This is a genomic window from Paenibacillus sp. FSL F4-0243 (assembly GCF_037963295.1).
Classification (GTDB): Bacteria; Bacillota; Bacilli; order Paenibacillales; family Paenibacillaceae; genus Paenibacillus_AQ.
Window position 1 is genome coordinate 1798359 of sequence record NZ_CP150151.1, and the last position, 18540, is coordinate 1816898.

The window sequence follows — 18540 nt, forward strand, 5'->3', positions numbered from 1 at the left end:
CCAAAAAAAGCGTTATTCCACGCGCAGGATTTCCTCGTTGGGCTATGAATATGTTATGATAAAGGAAGCAAGTGAGCTGCACAGTAGCAACTTTGCGAAGCCGCCCTTTTAGGGTGATTTTGCAGAAGGAAGGTGTCACAAATGGACTCCATGGACAAAACGGTCAAATTCAATGTGAAGGGCGACGAAAAGGAAGCTTCTCCCCAGGAAATATTGCTCGCTGTATACGATGCACTGGTGGAGAAAGAGTATCATCCGATCAATCAGATCGTAGGGTATCTACTTTCCGGAGACCCAGCTTACATTCCGCGTCATAACAATGCGAGAAGTTTGGTCCGGAGAAAAGAACGTGATGAGCTGATTGAAGAGCTGGTTAGATTCTACCTCGTCAATCACAAGGTGGATAATCCCAGATGATGAAGAAGTTAGGATTGGATTACGGCGACCGTAGAATCGGTGTAGCCACAAGCGATGTTTTTGGATGGACGGCACAAGCTCTTGAAACGATTGAGCGCCGCGGTACTGGTAATGAGTTCGAACGTATTCGTGAACTTGTTACGGAGCACGAAATTGGAGAGATTGTAGTTGGTCTACCGAAGAATATGAACGGCTCAGTAGGACCCCGGGGCGAAATCTGCATAGAGTTCGCTGACAAGCTACGGGAGCAATTTGCAATGCCCGTACACCTTTGGGATGAGCGTCTGACGACGGTATCCGCAGAGCGGGTGCTGATTGAAGGGGACGTCAGCCGGAAGAAACGCAAAGGGATTGTGGACAAAATGGCTGCAGCCCTGATTTTGCAAAATTTTTTGGATGCTAACAGTAAAAGGTGAGGGGTGCGAGGATATGACAAACGAACAGATTGGCCAAGAGGAAGAACCGGAAATTATCTATATTCCTGATGAGGAAGGTAATGAAGAGGAATTCGAGGTCATTATGAAGTTTGAGGTTGATGGCTCGGACGCTAAGTACATGATGGTGGTTCCGCTTGATTCCGAGGACGAGGAAACCGATGAGGTTTATGCGTTCCGTTATGTGGAAGAAGGCGACGATCTTCAATTGTTCATGATCGATAATGACGAGGAGTGGGCGATTGTCGAAGAGACTTTCAACACACTGGTTGACGAGTTGGACGGAGGATCTGAGAATGACTGATGTATCCGCTGATCAAGCGGTATGGACTTCGCGGCTTAAGGAAGCCTATGGAGAAACAGTAGAACTGGAAGATGAGCAGGGCAAGTCTTCCATTTACGATATTATCGCCGAATTTGAAGTCGGTGGTATTGGCTATGCGGTGCTGAAAGGCACCGGTAAAGACGTGGAATATGAAATTCTGCGTATCGTTGTCTCTCCTAACGGACTTCCGGAACTAGAGAACATCGTGGACGATGAAGAGTGGGAAGACATCTCTGAGCTATATGATGAGATGACTTTTCCAGTGGACGATGCAGAATAAACTTTAAACATGTATGTTACATTTATGATGAGTACGGAAGAGGGCGGAGAATTCCGCGCTCTTTTTGCTTGGAATACGATCAATATAATTAAAACAACAATCATGATCATGAAATATATGTATTGAATTTTTAGTAGTACACTTTTATACTTTATAGTCGGAAAGTGAGGAACCTGACTTGAAATCCGCAATCCGTACTGTGCTTATTGTTATTCTTTTGCTGGTAGCAGCAGGAGGCGGAGGCGCTTGGTACATTTGGAACGGGATGCAACCGGTAGAACCTGCAGGACCCGCCGTAACATTTACGATAGAGAAGGGCATGGGCAGCGCTGAAATTGCTGATCTGCTCGAACAAAATGGCATTATTCGGAACAGTCTTTTTTTTAAGGGATATTTGAAATGGACCAAAGAAGGTTCCAGCTTCAAAGCTGGTACTTATGTTGCTAGTCCAGGAGACACCTATGACGAGCTCATCGAGAGGTTAAACGCGGGTGATGTTGTTAAGGAAGAGACCGTAACTTTTACGATTCCGGAAGGATATACTGCTGAGCAGATTGCCAAGAAGCTTGCTGAGGCTTGGAATCAGGATGCTGCTATTTTTCTCGAAATAATGGATACCGGTACGGGCTTGAAGGGAATTGATGTTCTAGGTATCCCGCAGAATAAGAACCTTCGTCATCGGCTTGAAGGGTATTTGTTCCCTGAAACGTATGAACTAGCCAAGGATAGTACGCCGCAGGAAGTTGTAGAGGCATTATTGGATCAGTTCCAGAAGAAACTGGACACGATTCCGAATTGGAAGCAAAAGCTAGAAGCACGTGGAATGACACTTCATGAGCTGTTGACAGTGGCCTCGTTAGTCGAGCGTGAGGTTGTGGTAGATAGTGAACGACCATTAGTTGCTGGCGTGATATATAACCGCTTAAAGAAAGAGCAGAAGCTGGAGATTGATGCTACGGTTCAATATTTGCTCGACAAACAGAAGGAAAGACTGTTATATAAAGATTTGGAAGTTGACAGTCCTTATAATACGTATAGAAATATTGGGCTTCCTCCGGGACCTATTAGTAACCCAGGGCTGGCCTCCATTCAGGCGGCACTTGAACCTGAGGCATCTGAGTACTACTTCTATGTGACTAAGAAAGATGGTACACAGGGCCATTTGTTTGCTAAGACCTACAAGGAACATTTAGCCAATATCGAAAAAAGTAAGCAAGAATCGAAATAAAATATTAAAATGAAGAGTGGTGCGGTTGAAATAACTGTACAAGTAGGAGGTACAACATGATTAACAAACCGGAATTGCTGGCGACAGCAGCATCCTTAGAGGAAGCTGCTGCTTTGCTGGATGCCGGAGCAGATGCATTGCTCATCGGGGATGACCGTTTCGGCATGCGTCTTGCTGGACATTTCTCTCTGGAGGATACAGCTGCTGCTGTAGAAATGGCACATGCGCGTGGCTGCAAAGTATATGCTGGACTAGGTGGACTCATGTCCAACCTTCTTCTCGAAGAGCTCCCTGCCTATGTGAAGGCTATAGGTGAACTTGGTGTTGACGGTGTTGAGTTCGGTGATCCTGCTGTGTTAACCACAGTGAAGAAGGAAGCACCAGGCATGAATCTGCATTGGAATGCGGAAATGACCTCTACCAATTACGCAACCGCGAATTATTGGGGGCGTAAAGGTGCTACTCGCGTCGTTCTTGCCCGTGAGCTGAATATGGATGAAATGACGGAAATGGTTCCGCTTTTAGAGGTAGAGGCACAGGTTCAGGTTCACGGCATGACCAATATATACCATTCCAAGCGTAAGCTTGTAGAAAGCTATATGTCACATCAAGGACGTCCAAGCGAGGGCGGTAGTCTTGGTAAGGAACGTGGTCTATTTTTGATCGAGGCAGAACGAGATGACCAAAAGTTCCCAATCTATGAAGACGAGAACGGTACACATATTATGAGTTCGGAAGATATTTGTATTTTGGAGGATCTTCATATCCTTATGGCTGCAGGCGTACAGAGTTTTAAGATTGAAGGATTGTTGAAATCAACAGCGTATAATGTGGCGGTTGTTAAGACTTATCGCAGAGCTATTGATCTCTACGTAGCTGATCCAGAAGCATATTCTTTCCAAGAGGATTGGATGGAAGCTATCAGAACGTTGCAGGATCCAGAACGGGAGCTAAGCTTCGGATTTTTCTATAAAGAGCAAGTATATTAAGTTTAATTTAATGAGAGTTTTTTAGTTCCCCGCAAAGACTAGGTGCAGTAAGCATGCATAGACATCACTTTGTGGGGCGATGGAGGGGAGAACAGGAATGGGAACCATGACAAAGCCGCAATACAAGGGCAAACGTTACCGTCTGGACAAACCGGAGCTCCTAGCTCCGGCCGGTAATTTGGAAAAATTAAAATTCGCAGTACACTATGGTGCGGATGCTGTTTATATCGGAGGGCAGAAATACGGTTTGCGTTCAGGAGCAGACAATTTCAGCTTTGAGGAAATGCGTGAAGGTGTTGAATTCGCCAAGAAATACGGCGCTAAGGTATTTGTTGCAACGAACATTTATGCTCACAATGAAGATGTCGCAGGGATTGAAGAATATCTGCGTAACTTATATGAAGTTGGCATTGCGGCTATTATAGTTGCTGATCCGGTCATTGTAGATACAGCACGCCGTTTAGTTCCTGGATTAGAGGTACATTTGAGTACTCAGCAGTCTACACTGAACTGGCAAGCGGTATCCTTCTGGAAAGAAGAGGGTCTGCCACGTGTAGTACTCGGACGTGAGACAAGCCTGGAAGAGATCGCTGAGATTAAGAAGCATGTTGACATTGAAATCGAGAGCTTTATCCATGGTGCGATGTGCTCTTCGTACTCCGGTCGATGCGTATTATCCAATCACTTTACAGATCGTGACTCCAATCGCGGAGGCTGCTGTCAGTCTTGCCGCTGGAAATATGATTTGTTCGAGGATGCGCGTCCTGAAGGCACTTGGGTATCTGAAGAAGATCAAGCTGAAGCACAATCTCCGGCCCCTTTGCTTCCGGGTGTAACTCAGATTCCACTGCATCAGCAAGGAGATAATCCTTTCTCCATGGGATCTAAGGATTTGTGCATGCTGGAAAGTATCCCTGAACTCATTGAAGTAGGCATTGACAGCTTCAAGATCGAGGGACGAATGAAGTCGATTCACTATGTAGCTACTGTAGTTAACGCTTATCGTAAAGCTATTGATGCTTACATGGCTGATCCGGAAGGATATGAGTTGAAGCAAGAGTGGCTGGATGAGCTGAATAAAGCGGCGAATCGTCCGCTTAACACAGGGTTCTTCTATGATACTCCGGATCATGAAGATCATATCTATGAGCCTGAAGAAAAAGCAGCTCCTTATGATTTTGCCGGACTTGTACTAGAATACGATGCTGAGAGTGGAATGGCGCTCATTCAGCAACGCAATCACTTCAAGCCAGGGCAGGAAGTTGAATTCTTCGGACCCAATGATACATTCTTTAAGCAGACTGTAGCCGAATTGTGGGATGAAGCAGGTAACCCGCTTGACGCAGCCCGTCATCCTCTGCAACGTGTACGCATGAAGGTAGATCAGCCGGTAGCATACTTTGATATGATGCGTAAGAGAAAATCTTAATAAGATACAGGGATGTTCTTTGCTATAAGAGCATCCCTGTTTTTCTTTTGACAAAGCTAACAATAAGATATATATATTAGTAACTAACAAATAAATCCAAAAGGAGGGTAGAACGAAGGGAGTTTTTTTGTTTCAGAATACATAGGTTAAAAGTTATAAAAAAAGTATAGTAAAGCTAAGAAAAAAGGCCTAATAAACCGATATATAGTATGGTTAGCGCTTTCATATGTCCTCTAATATTAGCGGGTAGATGATCATGATGGGGATCCTGATCAAGATAGTATTAGTGAAAAGCATAAAGAGAGAAGGTTAGAGAGATGAAGAAGAACAATAAAAAATCCGTAAATGTACAGAGCAATGAAGTAGGTACAGGAAAGACATCAAAGTTAGATGCTAAGAAAATGATGTTGGGTTGGGGAAGCCAGATCAAGAGAGTTAATCCTATCCAATCCGTCGGTGTGAAGTTATTTCTAATATTCCTATGTTCCACTGTAATCGTAGTTATGTCACTTGGACTTATATCTTATTCGAAGGCGAAAACAACGATAAAGAATAACGTATCAGAAGCCTATCGTCAGACTATTATTCAGACTGCTGAGAAGCTGGATATTACCTTGAAACAGTATGAGAACTTGGCATTACAGCTTTATTTTGATGCGCAGATGCAAACGGATCTGAAGGCTTTGTCTACTGCACAAACAGCTTACGAGAAATTTGAAGCAACAAGTGCAATAAGTAAGAAATTGTCCAGTCAGACAACAACAGATAATAATATTATCAGTGTCTCTTTGATTCCAGAGACACCTGAGCAGGATATCGTTACAAGTGGTAGTGCTGGCATTAGTCTTGACGGATTACGTGAACAAGAATGGTACAAGAAGTTAGTAGAAGACACCAAAGAATATAATTCATATTATTCGGACGGTGACAAAGGCGGCGCCAAGAATATTTGGTTCTCCACTTCTATTCAAGGAAATGGAGATAAGGAGATTGCTATGGTAAGATCCCTTAAAAATCTGGGATCAGAAAAAGGATACATAATCATGCTTGTGTTGAAAAACACACTGCTGGAGGAATCTTTTGCAAGTGTGAAGCTGGGAGATGGCTCCCGTATTCAACTAGTATCTCCTGAAGGTACAGTTGTAGCTTCTTCTAATTCGATAGACGATGGAAAGCCATCCGAGTTTTCTTTTATCAAAGAGAGTAAGAAAAATAATAATAGCCTAGAAGCTAAAGATCCAAACGGAAAAGAAATTCTGGCGGTATTTAATCCGATGATACGGGCGGATTGGAAGCTATCAGGCGTAGTGCCTACAGACGAGCTAGTGAAGGAAGCCCGTCCGATTCTGTTGACGACGTTTATTACAGCTGCTGGCGCAGCACTGCTTGCGATATTGATCGGGATTTGGATGGTTCGTATGATTGCTCGCCCTCTGGCACGATTGAAGGATCTTATGGTTCAAGGTGCAAGCGGAGATTTAAGTGTACGTACAGAATATGTGTCTAAGGATGAGATTGGACAACTATCAGCCTCCTTTAACTTGATGATGGAGCGTATTACTGAGCTTGTATCGCAAACTAGAGAAACTGCTCGAGATGTACTGGAGACCGCTGGCGAGCTTGGAGAAGCATCGCGTAAGACAGCTATTTCTGCGAAGGAAATCGCAGCCGCTACGGAAGAAATTGCTGGAGGAGCAGGCAGTCTGGCACTTGAAGCTGAACGTGGTAATGAGCTTACAGATGTGATAGCTACGCAAATGCAGACCGTGATTAGTGCCAACAGTGAGATGGATGAGGCAGCACGCGGGGTTGGAGAAGCTAGTGCTCAAGGTGCCAAGCAATTAACGGATTTACTGGATCAGACTAGCCGTACTGGGGAAAAGACAGGTGCGCTTGTAGAACGTGTTAACAATTTGAAAGAAACAGTATTCTCAGTGATTAAGGTGCTGGATGTGATGAAGAGTATCACACAGCAGACGAATATTTTATCATTGAATGCGACGATAGAAGCCGCACGTGCAGGCGAAGCTGGCAAGGGCTTTATGGTGGTAGCAGGTGAGGTAAGACAGCTTGCCGACCAATCGAAGCAGTCTATTGCTCTTGTAGCCGGAATCACCGACAAGATCATAACGGAAATGAACGAAACGGAAGCTGTATTATCTGAAGTGGCACCTCTCTTTAAAGAGCAAATAAGCGCAGTGAAGAGCACGAGCGATATCTTTGTATCCGTAAAGGGACAGATGGATGAGTTCATTACTAGTCTGGAATCGGTGACAACAGCGATCAGTAGCTTGAATCATTCACAGGTTGTGTTGTCGGAAGCAATGGGTAACGTAAGTGCTGTAGCTGAGCAATCATCAGCGACTTCCGAAGAAGTGGCTTCACTCAGTAATGAACAGCAAAGTGTAAGTGATCAACTCGTTTCATTGTCAGGCAAGCTGGAAAGTGCTTCAGGACAGTTAAAAGACAAACTGTCATTATTCACGATAAAATAAGTGGGTCCCTAACTAATTTTTTTATGATTTACATAACAAAACCGCTTCTTCGTTATGAGGAAGCGGTTTTGTTATTGTGTAAAGAAGGACTTCCCCGTATAATAATTTTGTTAGGTAAATAATAATAACAAGTTAGGTAAAAAAGGGCTAAGGAGAAGGACCGTATGAAAGGTAAACGCATCTTTGGCTGGTGGTCCGTTATCGGGGACATGAGTATGGAACGCAAGCTGCTCCTCGTCTTTTTAATAATTATTACCCTTCCGCTTACCTTCATTAGTGTGTTTACTTATAAGAGTTATTCAGAATCTATTCAGGGCAACACCATTGCTTATTCTGAGAAGTTAATCGATCAAATGATGGATGGAGTAGATGATTATATCGAAGATATGAAGCGTATTTCATCTATGCCAGCCTATGTGAACGATATTAAACAAAATTTAATTCGTTCGAACCACTATCATGAGCAGAAAGAGATCATGGGTGGCGAATCAGGCAGTGCTACATTGTTACCCGGAGATTTTGATTTACTGTTGTCCATTCAGCGGGGCATAGAAGGCAACATTTCATTTATTAACAATATTAAGCGAGGCGCGAACACGGTTTATATTTTTGACGCGCATGGGAATGGTTATTATTCTGCCAAGGATGGTGGAGTGCGGCTCGACCTCGATCAAAGCTATAAGTACTGGAGTCAGCAGACGAAGGATTCCAGCGGAGAGGCCCTTTTGTTTGGTACCCAATCATTTACGAGTAATTTGCAGAGCACTCGATATGCTTTTACCGTTGTTCGCAAAATCGTGGATGGTTTGTTAAATCCGATTGGGCTGATCGCGGTTGAAGCAAATATTAGCAATTTGGAGAATCGGGTTACGGAGCTGGATAAAGTAACACATGGCAAATCTTTGATCGTTGATGAGATGGGGATGGTCGTGTACGACAGTGACAAAAAACTTCTTGCCACGGATGTATCTGATTCAGAGCTATTCAAAAGGGTCGATGGGAAATCCGGGAGTTTCTATGATACAGTCAACGGAAAAGATTTTCTGAATATTTACTCAAGCTCTAGCAAGACCAATTGGAAGGCCATTATTTCGATTCCTGTAGATGTGCTAATGCGGGATGTGAAGGTAACCCGTAATACAACGCTCGCTGCTACATTAAGTATCATTGTACTTGCGTTAATTATCTCCATTATCCTTTCCTTTGCACTCACTAAATCACTATCGCAGATGATTCAACTGATGAAAAAGGTTCAGGGCGGCGATCTAGATGTGATGTTTAGGGTTAGACGGCGTGACGAGATTGGTCTGCTCGGGCATCAGTTTAATCGAATGTTGGCTCGGATCAGGCAGTTAATTCAGGATATCTACCGAATTGAAGAACAGAAGAAGGAAGCGGAGCTTCACGCACTGCAGAGTCAGATTAATCCTCATTTTATCTATAATACGCTGGAGTCGATCCGAATGACCGCTGAGCTCAATGATGATATTGAAGCTGCGGACATGATCTCAATTTTAGGTAAACTGCTACGGTATAGTACAAGTGATTTGAGTGGCAAAACGACAATGAAGCAAGAGCTTGGATATGTACGCAATTATGTTGAGCTGCTGAACTGTCGCTACCCTAATCGTTTCGTACTCGAGATCGACGTACCGAAGGAGTTAGATAATTACTCTATTATCAAGCTGGTCTTCCAGCCGATCATAGAGAATGCTGCTTATCATGGCTTGGATGATAATAAACCACAAATGCATTTAAGTATCCGTTGTGAGATGACTGAGCAAATGCTGTTCTTTCATATTAAGGACGATGGCTGTGGAATGGATAAGATCACTTTGGAGAGATTGAACGATGGGCTGCAGAAAGAAAGTCCTCCTAAGAAAAGTATCAATGGGGGCATTGGTATGAAAAATATACAGCAGCGAGTGCGCCTTCATTATGGAGCGGCTTTTGGAATTGAGGTATATAGTGAGCTTGGACAAGGGACGGATGTTATTTTGTCACTGCCGTTGCTGGAATCGGAAATGAATAGATTATCTGACTGAAATAAGAGGAGGCTGTCCGTTGATGGGGATGAGATTACACTGGACTACGCGTACCATACTGCTGCTTCTCATTTTGTTATCGATTAGTGGCTGTGAGAACAACACCAAGCAGACGGAATCTACAGTGCCTCCAGTTGGAAACGAGGTGAAGTCTGACTTATCCGGCACCATAGTCATGATGACCAATCGAATAGATCTGATTGAGAACGGAACCTTTCAAGGGTACGCAGACCAATTTAAGCAAAAGTACCCCGAAGCGAATGTTGAATTTGAAGGTTTATCCAATTACGCGACGGACATTCTGGTAAGACTGTCCACCAAGGACGCCGGAGATGTACTTTTGCTTCCTGTGAATCTACCATCAAAGGAACTGGATTATTTTTTCGAACCGTTGGATGAAGAAACTTCGGCTAGTGAGCGCTTCACTTCTTTTGCTACTTATGATGGTAAGCGATATGGGCTATCTACGGGAACTACCACGGTAGGGATTGTCTATAATAAAAGGTCCTTCGAAAAAGCAGGAATTACCGCAGTTCCACAGACACTGGATCAATTCTACGAAGCTTGCGCTAAATTAAAAGAGGCTGGAATTATCCCGCTGTATATGAATTATGGAGCCGTCTGGCCACTGCGTGAATGGGGAAATAGTCTGGTCAATTATATGACAGGCAACCCTGAGTACCTAAATAATATGGTAAATGAGGATAGTCCATGGCAGCTTAATAATGAGTGGGGGAAATCCATTTCCATTGCTCGAACCTTAATTGCTAAAGGTTATGTAGAGAATGAACTCTTCTCGAACAATTGGGAGATCTCTAAGACTAGACTCGCTAAAGGTCAAGCTGGCATGTATTTACTTGGAAATTGGGCGGTTGGACAAGTGCTTGATGTGGGGGCTTCACCAGATGATATCGGATTCTTCCCATTTCCTTATGATAATAGCAGTACTCACTATGCGCCGATCAATCCAGACTGGTTCGTGGGTGTTAGCAAATACAGTAAGAATAAAGAGCTTGCTATGGCTTGGTTGAATTTTTTTGTAAAAGAGACTTCGTATTCAGATGATTGGGGATTCCTTCCTGCTGATGGTAGTCTGAACCCTTTTTTGCCGCAGTACCGTGAATTTTTATCTTATGAACCTAAGCTGGTTTATGGCACGGTACAAAGTGATGCGTTCATCGATCTGGCAAATGGAGCTAAGCTGTCCTTTTGGTCCGGAGATTATATTCAAGAGTTACTTGCTGCGCCTGATTTACAAAAGTCTTTTGACGAATTAAATGCAAAATGGACGGAAGCGCGGGTAGCTACACAGGTAACTTCTCAGCCTTAACTTTAGTTTAACATTAATTTTATTACAATCTCTGGAGGGTTTAATATGGCTAAAAAGGTCACCATGCAAAAAATAGCTGATCATCTCGGTGTATCCAAATTTGTTGTCTCCAAGTCACTATCTGGTAAAGCTGGCGTTAATGAGACGACCAGAGAACGAGTGATTCAAGCGGCTTCGCAGTTAGGCTATTTTACGCAAAAAAATGCTTTTGTCCAAGGTGTCAAGCGTACTCCTCCGGTAGGGGGGAGTGATCGGAATAAGCAATCTGTGCTTGTATTAATGCCGAATATCCGCTCGCAAACTCAGGATTCCTTGTATTGGGGGAAAATTGTGGACGGTATTGCCCTTGCGCTGGATCAAGAAGGACTTGGAATGGTGATCATCTCTGAGAATCGTGCGGATAATTTCGTGAATATCTTGAACCCAAGCGGGATTCTTGGTTTGGTAGGTGTGGGCGAAATCTCCACTTCCATACTACTTGAGGTACATCGCATCGGTCTGCCGATGGTGTTGATTGACCATGAAGATCCATTAATTCCAAGTGATACTGTATTCGCGAACAATGTGGATTCCATGGCTCGACTTACTAATCATTTGATGGGGACAGGCCATACACAAATGCATTTTATCGGGAATATTGGATTTTCACGCAGTTTTCGGGATCGGTGGATTGGCTTCCGGAGTGCGCTGGAGGAGAGTGGGATAAGACTGCCTTTGGAAGATGATGCGAATCTCTTTTTAGAAGGGGTGGAGGAAGATGTATTCCAAGAGGATTTTAAAAATTGGGTGATGAAGCGGAAAAAAGCTAAGACACTCCCAACCGCCTTGGTCTGCGCCAATGACAAAACAGCACTTACGGTCAGTGATATCCTGAAGGCAGAAGGTCTTAATATTCCAGGGGATATCTCGGTCACGGGCTTTGATAATATTGAGGATGCCTCAAGAGGCGTTCCGCCGCTTACTACTGTACATGTCCCTAAAGAAGCGATGGGCCGGGCGGCAGTGGAGAAACTGCTAAGTCGGATTGGGCATCCCTCTGCACCACTGGAGAAGATCCTGATTGCAGCAGACATAGTGCATCGTGATTCTGTGGATATACCGAGAGACTAGAAATCAGCCGATTAAAAATAATTGAAAGCCATGGAATTTTGGTTAGGGGGAATTCAGTTATGTCAGAAGCAGTTGCAATACCTAAGATCGAAGGCGAAAATATTCATCTGCGTGGTGTAGGAGAGTCCGATCTGGAGGCCTATTACGAATTTTTACTTGATGATGAGATGGGTCGTCTAACAGGGTCGCAAGGGGAAATCTCTCGCGAGCAAACTTCGGCATGGATTCGAAAGATTAGTGTTCCAGCTGAGGATCGTGTGGATCTTATGATTATCGTCAAGCAAACGGATGAGCTTATTGGAGAAGTGGTTCTGAACGAAATAGATCCGGACAACCGTAGCGCAAATATTCGAATTGGAATTCGTAGTCATGAACATAGAGGGAAGGGTTACGGTACTGAGGCTATGACTCAAATGCTGCGATATGGCTTTGAAGCCTTGAAGCTGCATCGTATCCATCTGGGTGTATATCCTTTTAATCCAAGAGCCATTCATGTCTATGAGAAGCTTGGTTTCAAGCACGATGGTGTGGAGCGGGATGCTCTTTATGTAGACGGAGAATTTCATAACATGATTCTGATGTCTATGCTGGAGGATGAATATCGGGCTTTGTACAATTAAAAAAAAGTGAACCTATGGTGAGGAAGACGCTGCGTAAATTCCTCACCAGATTCATTTTAAATATTATTCGGTAATATTTCCAGCCATTTTGAGGCGTTTGGCAATTTCTTTAAAGTCTTCGGGGGAGATTCCTGGGGCGAACTCCTCTTCGACTGCAGGAGCTACGGGGATCGGGAAGCCTTTAGGTGCTCCCTTAATGACTTCAAGCGGGAGGTTATCCTCTGGGTGGGTTCCCTTCCAAATCTGATCGATGGCGCCGAAGTCACTGTCACTCCAGGTGTACAGCTTTGTATGCACACCTTTCTCCTCATATTTCTTCGCTTCACTAAACGATTTGTTATTTAACGAAGGAACCGGCACGAGTTTCGTCACATTAACACCTGTTGCGATTTCAATGGCTTTGGCATAAGCGACCACATGGACACCACCGCGCACTAAGAGGAATCCGACTACAGCACGTGCAGCTGGATGGTCCGTCATTTCGTAAACTTTCATTTTATGTGTTCTGGCTCCACATTCGAGGAAGAAGTTATGTAGCAGATCTTCCACTAAGTTGCCGCTATTAAATACATTTGCTCCGGTCCATGGATTCCCCGTTGAATCAAAAGGCATAGCACCTTGAGCCCCCGCCAGAAAGTGATAGGATAAACGCGCATCTTTTACGGACCCTAGAGGGGTGGAATCTGGCTCTTTATAACTTGTTGACCCTCGAAGGCATTTGTTGATGGCATGCGAAACTAGCTCCACATGGCCTAGCTCTTCCGCTGTTATACTCATCACCAAATCATAAAAGGGTTTCAGTTTGTCTTTTGAACGGAAATTAAAGGATTGATAGAGATAATTGTTAAGGGTCGACATTTCTCCGAACTTTCCGCCAAGCAGTTCTTGTACAGCGGCAGCAGCATTGGGATCTGGCTTCTCAACTTCAGGAATTTCGATCATGATCTCATCCATACGTTTGAACATTTATATCTCAGCCTCCTTGGAGTTAGGGGATTACTGAGCTATTTTGAGCTTAATCTATAGGAATTAATCATTAAACGGCTAAAAAGTATGGATATTTATCAACAATAAGGGAGTATCCATGAACAGATTTACAAGTCGAAAGAGCATTAGTAAACACTATCAAATACCCATAGTAACGTGCTAGGGGACACAGAATGATCAAAAACGCAGAGCAGCGACCCTCCATTAAGGAGAATCGCTGCTCTGTTGATTTTTAAGGACTCTGAACTCTTATTTACAGCGCTAAATTACGATCGATGAGGGCGATACGTTGCTCTACACAAGCATAAGAGCGGAGTGGATCTTCTGGTGTGTTCAGTACGTAATCTAACATTTGATCAACCGTAGTTGTTGCTACATGGATGCGGGTGTCGGAGGAAGCGTAGTAGATATAGATCTCACCGTTATCGCGTGCAATTACACCGTTACAGAATACAACGTTGGAGACATCACCGACACGTTCTTCACCGTCTGGTGCGATGAAATGACCGCCTGGTGAATGTGTGACTTTGTTTGGCTCCTCCAGATCAGATAAAAAGGCATAAAGGACGTATCTAAGCCCAGCGGCAGTGTTTCGCACACCGTGTGCGATATGCAACCAGCCTTTTGGTGTTTTGATTGGAGCTGGACCTTGGCCATTCTTAACTTCCTTGATGGTATGGTAGTGGCGCTCATCCATGATTGTCTCACTTGTAATCACGGCATCCTCAATCGTATCCGAGAGTCCCCAGCCAATACCGCCACCGGAGCCTGCATCAATAAAGCCATCCTGTGGGCGAGTGTAGAAGGCGTATTTTCCATCCACAAATTCAGGGTGGAGCACGACATTGCGCTGTTGAGCAGAACCTGTCTTAAGATCGGCCAGACGTTCCCAGGTCTTCAGATCCTTTGTGCGAACTATACCACATTGTGCTACTGCACTGGAAAGGTCACCGTGTGGGGCGTCTGAATCTTTGCGTTCTGTACAAAAGAGGCCATAGATCCAGCCATCTTCATGACTTACTAAGCGCATGTCGTAAACGTTGATATCCTGAACTTCTGTCTCAGGCAACACGACTGGATGATCCCAGAAGCGGAAGCCGTCTACGCCATTGTCGCTTTCTGCTACAGCAAAAAAAGATTTGCGGTCATTGCCTTCAACACGGGCAACGAGATAGAATTTGCCGTTCAGTGCAATGGCACCCGGGTTGAAAACGCCGTTGACGCCGATTCTTTCAGCGAAGTAAGGATTAGTGTCAGGGTTGAAGTCGTAACGCCAGATTAGAGGAGCGTGCTCAGCGGTAAGCAGTGGATAAACATAACGGTCATAAATACCGTTTCCACAAGGAAGCTTTTCATTTTTACGGGTGATCAGCGCTTCATAACGTTCTGTTAATTGTTGTTTGCGTTCATGAAATAACGATGACATTATACAGTCTCCTTTAGGGTTGAATTCAGTCGTGCGATCATTTCGAAGCAGGCTCTGCTGTTATGATAAGGGCATTTCCAGGCACTAACCTTGGTTGCGTGAGGGAGGGGCAGATGGTTCTCGTCCACGCCCCAGTACCATTCGCCTTGTTTGTGATCCACCATATATTTATCGATAAAAGTCCAGGAGGCTTGGGCAGCCTCGTTAAATTTGCTGTCACCGGTCAGCTGATAAGCATTATAGAATCCAACAACCGCCTCCGCTTGCGGCCACCAATCTTTATCTTTGCTTAGCAATCCGCTCGGATCAGCTTCATTCCATATCCCGCCATCGGTATCTATACCTTCTGCAAGAACAGCTTCTGCCATGGAGATAGCGACGGTTCGAACACGCTGTAGCAGCTTTTCTTCGCCAAGTATTTCTGCGGCTTCCACAAGCAGCCAGCTGCCTTCGATATCATGTCCATAGGAGATAATATCTGACTTTACATTCCATGCCTCATCTAAGAAAAGATGAAAATGCTTGCCTTCGTTATCAATGATATGGTCCAGCATCGTTTCGATTAGCTCAGCCAGCGTACTCGCCAACTCCTCTGACTTCCATACTCGATAGAGACCGGTATACGCTTCCAGAACATGCAGATGGGTATTCATAGATTTTTTTTCATTCAAGTCCTTGCTGCTAAGACTGAGGTTATCCGTGATTTGCCATTCCCGAGATAAAGCTTCAACATAACCTTTATAAGTTGAATCATAGCCATATTTCTCAACAAGCCGGAATATTTGAATGGCCTCATCTAACACCTCAGGCCGTCCAGTCACGTGGTAGAATTCAGCCAATGCGTAGATAGCAAAAGCTTGGCCGTAGATCTGTTTTTTCTCCTGAGAAGGTTTGCCTTCAGCATTCACCATCCAGTATAATCCGCCATACTCCTTATCGATGAAATGATCCATCAAATAGGCATAGGCACGCTCTGCCATGGCCAGATATTCTGTCTTGCCGTAGTTCCGGTAAGCGCTGGCAAAGGACCAAAGAATACGGGCATTAAGCACAAGGCTTTTCTCCGCGTCAGGTGCAATGTTCAGCTGATTGTCGATTTTACCAACAAAACCGCCATTGATTTCGTCCTTCGTCTGTTTCATCCAAAAACTAAGAATATTACCCTGTAGCTCATCCTCAAGCTGGGTCAACCATAATTCTGGTGAATTAATCATTGGTAAGTAGTCACTCCTCACATTACTTATTGATTTTCGAGGTGAAGTAATCGTTGATGATCCCAGCGGCTTGTTTGCCATACATACAATAATCATCATTGTGTTCTGCTTCATGAATTGGATAAAGATGAGTAGGCCAATCCCAAAGCATAAAGCCCTGAACCCAATCTCTGCGCTCACAGCCTTGAAACATTGCCTGATAGAATTTGCTTTGTTCTGCTTGACTTGGTTCACCCTTCAAGGTCCAATCATTAGGGATCGCCGCACTCCCGCTTCGGCTTGGGCAACCCGCTTCCATGAAAAAGAATGGCTTATTCTGTGATCTCACCACATGCTCAATCCGGTCGAGCTGAGCTTCCCAATCGTTGGCTGGATAATATCCACTTGAAGAAATTACATCGAGCGCATCCCACCAGGTCACGTTATCCTCCTGATACTTATCGCAATTATAAGTAAGAATTCCTGAGTAAACCTTCCGAACCTCGGCAATAAGCGTACGCCATTCGGTTTCTCGTCTATCCGTTTGTACAAGCTCGCAGCCGATACAGAACATCTCACAGCCTGTTTCTTCAGCAATAGCAGCATAATGCAGAATAAATTTAGTATAAGAGCTGAACCACTCCGACCATTTAGGCTCGCAAGGAACATCCTTATCGAAAAAGTTAATGTGAGCACGCCAAGTTCCGTCCGCGCAATTAACGATCGGCTTCAGGCATACCTTTAGCTGCAGTGACTTCGCTTTACTGATGGACTGTTTCACTTCTTCGTCGGTAACGCTTGGCGCCTCCCAGTAGGGAATTTCCGTAGAATGAGCGGTAGCTTGAAGCGCACTAAAGGCAATGGCTGTCCAGTTCGCTCCAGTGACTGAAGACATGAGTTCCATCGAACGTTCCGCTTCTTCCGTTTTCCATGAACCGCGTGTACCCGAGAAGCCCCAGGTTATGCCTGCAATGTATTCGTTGTTAAATATCATCGAGAATCCCCACCTTACATTGAAAATAGAAAAGAGAATAATTAGTAAATTGATTTTTGTTATATAGTTATTATTAATTTGTTAGTTTATAATAACAACTTATTTTAGTTATATACTTTTTCGAAGATGATTTCAAGGACAATTTATAGTTGCAGCTGGGAAATTAGAATAGCTTTCGTTATAGTAAATACAAGACTATAAAAGAGTGCAATCGTACATTGACGTAATACATAGGAAGAATTCTATTCGTGATGATGGAGCAATCATAATAACTGGCAGATACAACTGGAGGGAAGTGCTCAAATGATAAATGTTATGATTGCGGACGACGAGGAGGTCATTCGCAGGGGGCTCGAAAAAATCACATCCAGGATGGAGCTAGATGTACATGTAATTGGATCCTACGGTAACGGGGTGGAAGCCTGGGAGCATTTTGAAAAGTTATCCCGAGATGACATTGATCTGCTTATTACAGATATCAAAATGCCTAGAATGGATGGCTTTATGTTGATTGAACAGGTTAGAGGACATATGGAGGATATACCTATTGCCGTTCTTAGCGGTTTTAGTGAATTTGAATATGCCCGCCGAGCAATCCGCCATGGGGTGATGGATTATTTACTAAAACCTATTGATAAGACTCAGCTATATGAATTGCTCAAGAGAGTAGAGGATACAAAGAAAAAGAACGTCACAGAGCAGGAGGAGATGTTCTCTCAAGCGGCAGATGGTGGTGAGCATTACGTAGTTGAACAGACTAAAAGCATACTGGAGAGGGAGTACGATCAGAACTTCGAACTTGAGCGTTTGGCGGAGACCGTCGGTATGAATGCGAGCTACCTCAGCCGGTTGTTCAAAATAAAGACGGGGCAAACCATCACCGATTATCTAATTCGAATTCGTATTACTAAGGCGAAAGAATTGCTGATCGAGCATCCCGACTTAAAAAATTATGAAATTGCCGATAAGGTTGGCTATAGTGATCCGGTTTATTTTAATAAATTGTTCAAGAAAATGTGTGGTATGACACCTAAGGATTACAAAAGTGGCTGTAAATTACCGAAAATGGAACGTGAGTTTTAGTCCTATATAGGAAGCTATTATTTAGGAGAGCGATAAGCTCTCTTTTTTTGTGGTTATTTTCAATAAATTAGATAATAAAAAAACCATAACAAAAACAAAAATAACAAATACAAGACCAGAAAAAGCAATTCAAACCATCGTTTTGCGTTAAAAAT

17 protein-coding genes are annotated in these 18540 nt (G+C 43.9%); 13 read left to right on the top strand and 4 right to left on the bottom strand.

Annotated elements, in window-relative coordinates; genetic code table 11:
- The first annotated feature begins 141 nt into the window (after positions 1-141).
- The 12 genes from NSS87_RS08090 (at position 142) to NSS87_RS08145 (ending at position 12702) form a co-directional block, all read left to right on the top strand.
- The gene (locus NSS87_RS08090) at positions 142-417 is read left to right on the top strand and encodes an IreB family regulatory phosphoprotein (RefSeq protein ID WP_042125473.1); all 276 of its coding nucleotides are present in this window, start codon (positions 142-144) and stop codon (positions 415-417) included.
- On the top strand, positions 417-833 hold the full coding sequence (gene ruvX, locus NSS87_RS08095; protein ID WP_042193474.1) for a Holliday junction resolvase RuvX: 417 nt from the start codon (positions 417-419) through the stop codon (positions 831-833). The genes NSS87_RS08090 and ruvX overlap by 1 nt, the downstream gene beginning before the upstream one ends.
- Positions 834-846: 13 nt before the next feature.
- The gene (locus NSS87_RS08100; RefSeq protein ID WP_038569507.1) at positions 847-1155 is read left to right on the top strand and encodes a DUF1292 domain-containing protein; all 309 of its coding nucleotides are present in this window, start codon (positions 847-849) and stop codon (positions 1153-1155) included.
- On the top strand, positions 1148-1456 hold the full coding sequence (locus NSS87_RS08105) for a DUF1292 domain-containing protein (protein ID WP_076300046.1): 309 nt from the start codon (positions 1148-1150) through the stop codon (positions 1454-1456). Before NSS87_RS08100 ends, NSS87_RS08105 begins: the two co-directional genes overlap by 8 nt.
- A gap of 178 nt (positions 1457-1634) precedes the next feature.
- The gene (mltG, locus tag NSS87_RS08110) at positions 1635-2684 is read left to right on the top strand and encodes an endolytic transglycosylase MltG (protein WP_231573402.1); all 1050 of its coding nucleotides are present in this window, start codon (positions 1635-1637) and stop codon (positions 2682-2684) included.
- 56 nt (positions 2685-2740) lie between these two features.
- Positions 2741-3673 (top strand): peptidase U32 family protein, encoded by a 933-nt coding sequence (locus NSS87_RS08115; protein WP_339246139.1) that lies wholly within the window; start codon positions 2741-2743, stop codon positions 3671-3673.
- Between the two features lie 97 nt (positions 3674-3770).
- Positions 3771-5102: a U32 family peptidase gene (locus NSS87_RS08120; protein WP_042186086.1), complete on the top strand. Its 1332-nt coding sequence runs from the start codon at positions 3771-3773 to the stop codon at positions 5100-5102.
- 317 nt (positions 5103-5419) lie between these two features.
- On the top strand, positions 5420-7597 hold the full coding sequence (locus NSS87_RS08125) for a methyl-accepting chemotaxis protein (RefSeq protein ID WP_042186088.1): 2178 nt from the start codon (positions 5420-5422) through the stop codon (positions 7595-7597).
- A 164-nt stretch (positions 7598-7761) separates the two neighbouring features.
- The gene (locus tag NSS87_RS08130; protein WP_339246143.1) at positions 7762-9642 is read left to right on the top strand and encodes a sensor histidine kinase; all 1881 of its coding nucleotides are present in this window, start codon (positions 7762-7764) and stop codon (positions 9640-9642) included.
- A 22-nt stretch (positions 9643-9664) separates the two neighbouring features.
- Positions 9665-10972 (top strand): ABC transporter substrate-binding protein, encoded by a 1308-nt coding sequence (locus NSS87_RS08135; protein WP_339246145.1) that lies wholly within the window; start codon positions 9665-9667, stop codon positions 10970-10972.
- 45 nt (positions 10973-11017) lie between these two features.
- Positions 11018-12082: a LacI family DNA-binding transcriptional regulator gene (locus NSS87_RS08140; protein WP_339246147.1), complete on the top strand. Its 1065-nt coding sequence runs from the start codon at positions 11018-11020 to the stop codon at positions 12080-12082.
- 59 nt (positions 12083-12141) lie between these two features.
- Complete coding sequence (locus tag NSS87_RS08145) at positions 12142-12702, top strand: GNAT family protein (RefSeq protein WP_339246150.1); 561 nt, start codon at positions 12142-12144, stop codon at positions 12700-12702.
- A gap of 63 nt (positions 12703-12765) precedes the next feature.
- On the opposite strand, the gene NSS87_RS08150 is transcribed toward NSS87_RS08145, so the two are convergent.
- The 4 genes from NSS87_RS08150 to NSS87_RS08165 all read right to left on the bottom strand — a co-directional run bounded on the left by NSS87_RS08150 (position 12766) and on the right by NSS87_RS08165 (position 17302).
- Positions 12766-13668, bottom strand: coding sequence for a manganese catalase family protein (locus tag NSS87_RS08150; RefSeq protein ID WP_076284263.1), 903 nt, complete (start codon positions 13666-13668; stop codon positions 12766-12768).
- 274 nt (positions 13669-13942) lie between these two features.
- Positions 13943-15115 (bottom strand): glycosidase, encoded by a 1173-nt coding sequence (locus tag NSS87_RS08155; RefSeq protein WP_339246152.1) that lies wholly within the window; start codon positions 15113-15115, stop codon positions 13943-13945.
- Positions 15115-16329, bottom strand: a complete 1215-nt coding sequence (locus NSS87_RS08160) for an AGE family epimerase/isomerase (RefSeq protein ID WP_339246154.1) — start codon at positions 16327-16329, stop codon at positions 15115-15117. Before NSS87_RS08160 ends, NSS87_RS08155 begins: the two co-directional genes overlap by 1 nt.
- A gap of 22 nt (positions 16330-16351) precedes the next feature.
- Entirely contained in the window at positions 16352-17302 is a 951-nt protein-coding gene (locus NSS87_RS08165) for a 1,4-beta-xylanase (RefSeq protein ID WP_339246156.1), read from the bottom strand.
- Between the two features lie 303 nt (positions 17303-17605).
- Here NSS87_RS08165 and NSS87_RS08170 point away from each other — a divergent pair, with 303 nt between their 5' ends.
- On the top strand, positions 17606-18385 hold the full coding sequence (locus NSS87_RS08170; protein ID WP_042186104.1) for a response regulator: 780 nt from the start codon (positions 17606-17608) through the stop codon (positions 18383-18385).
- Positions 18386-18540 lie beyond the last annotated feature (155 nt).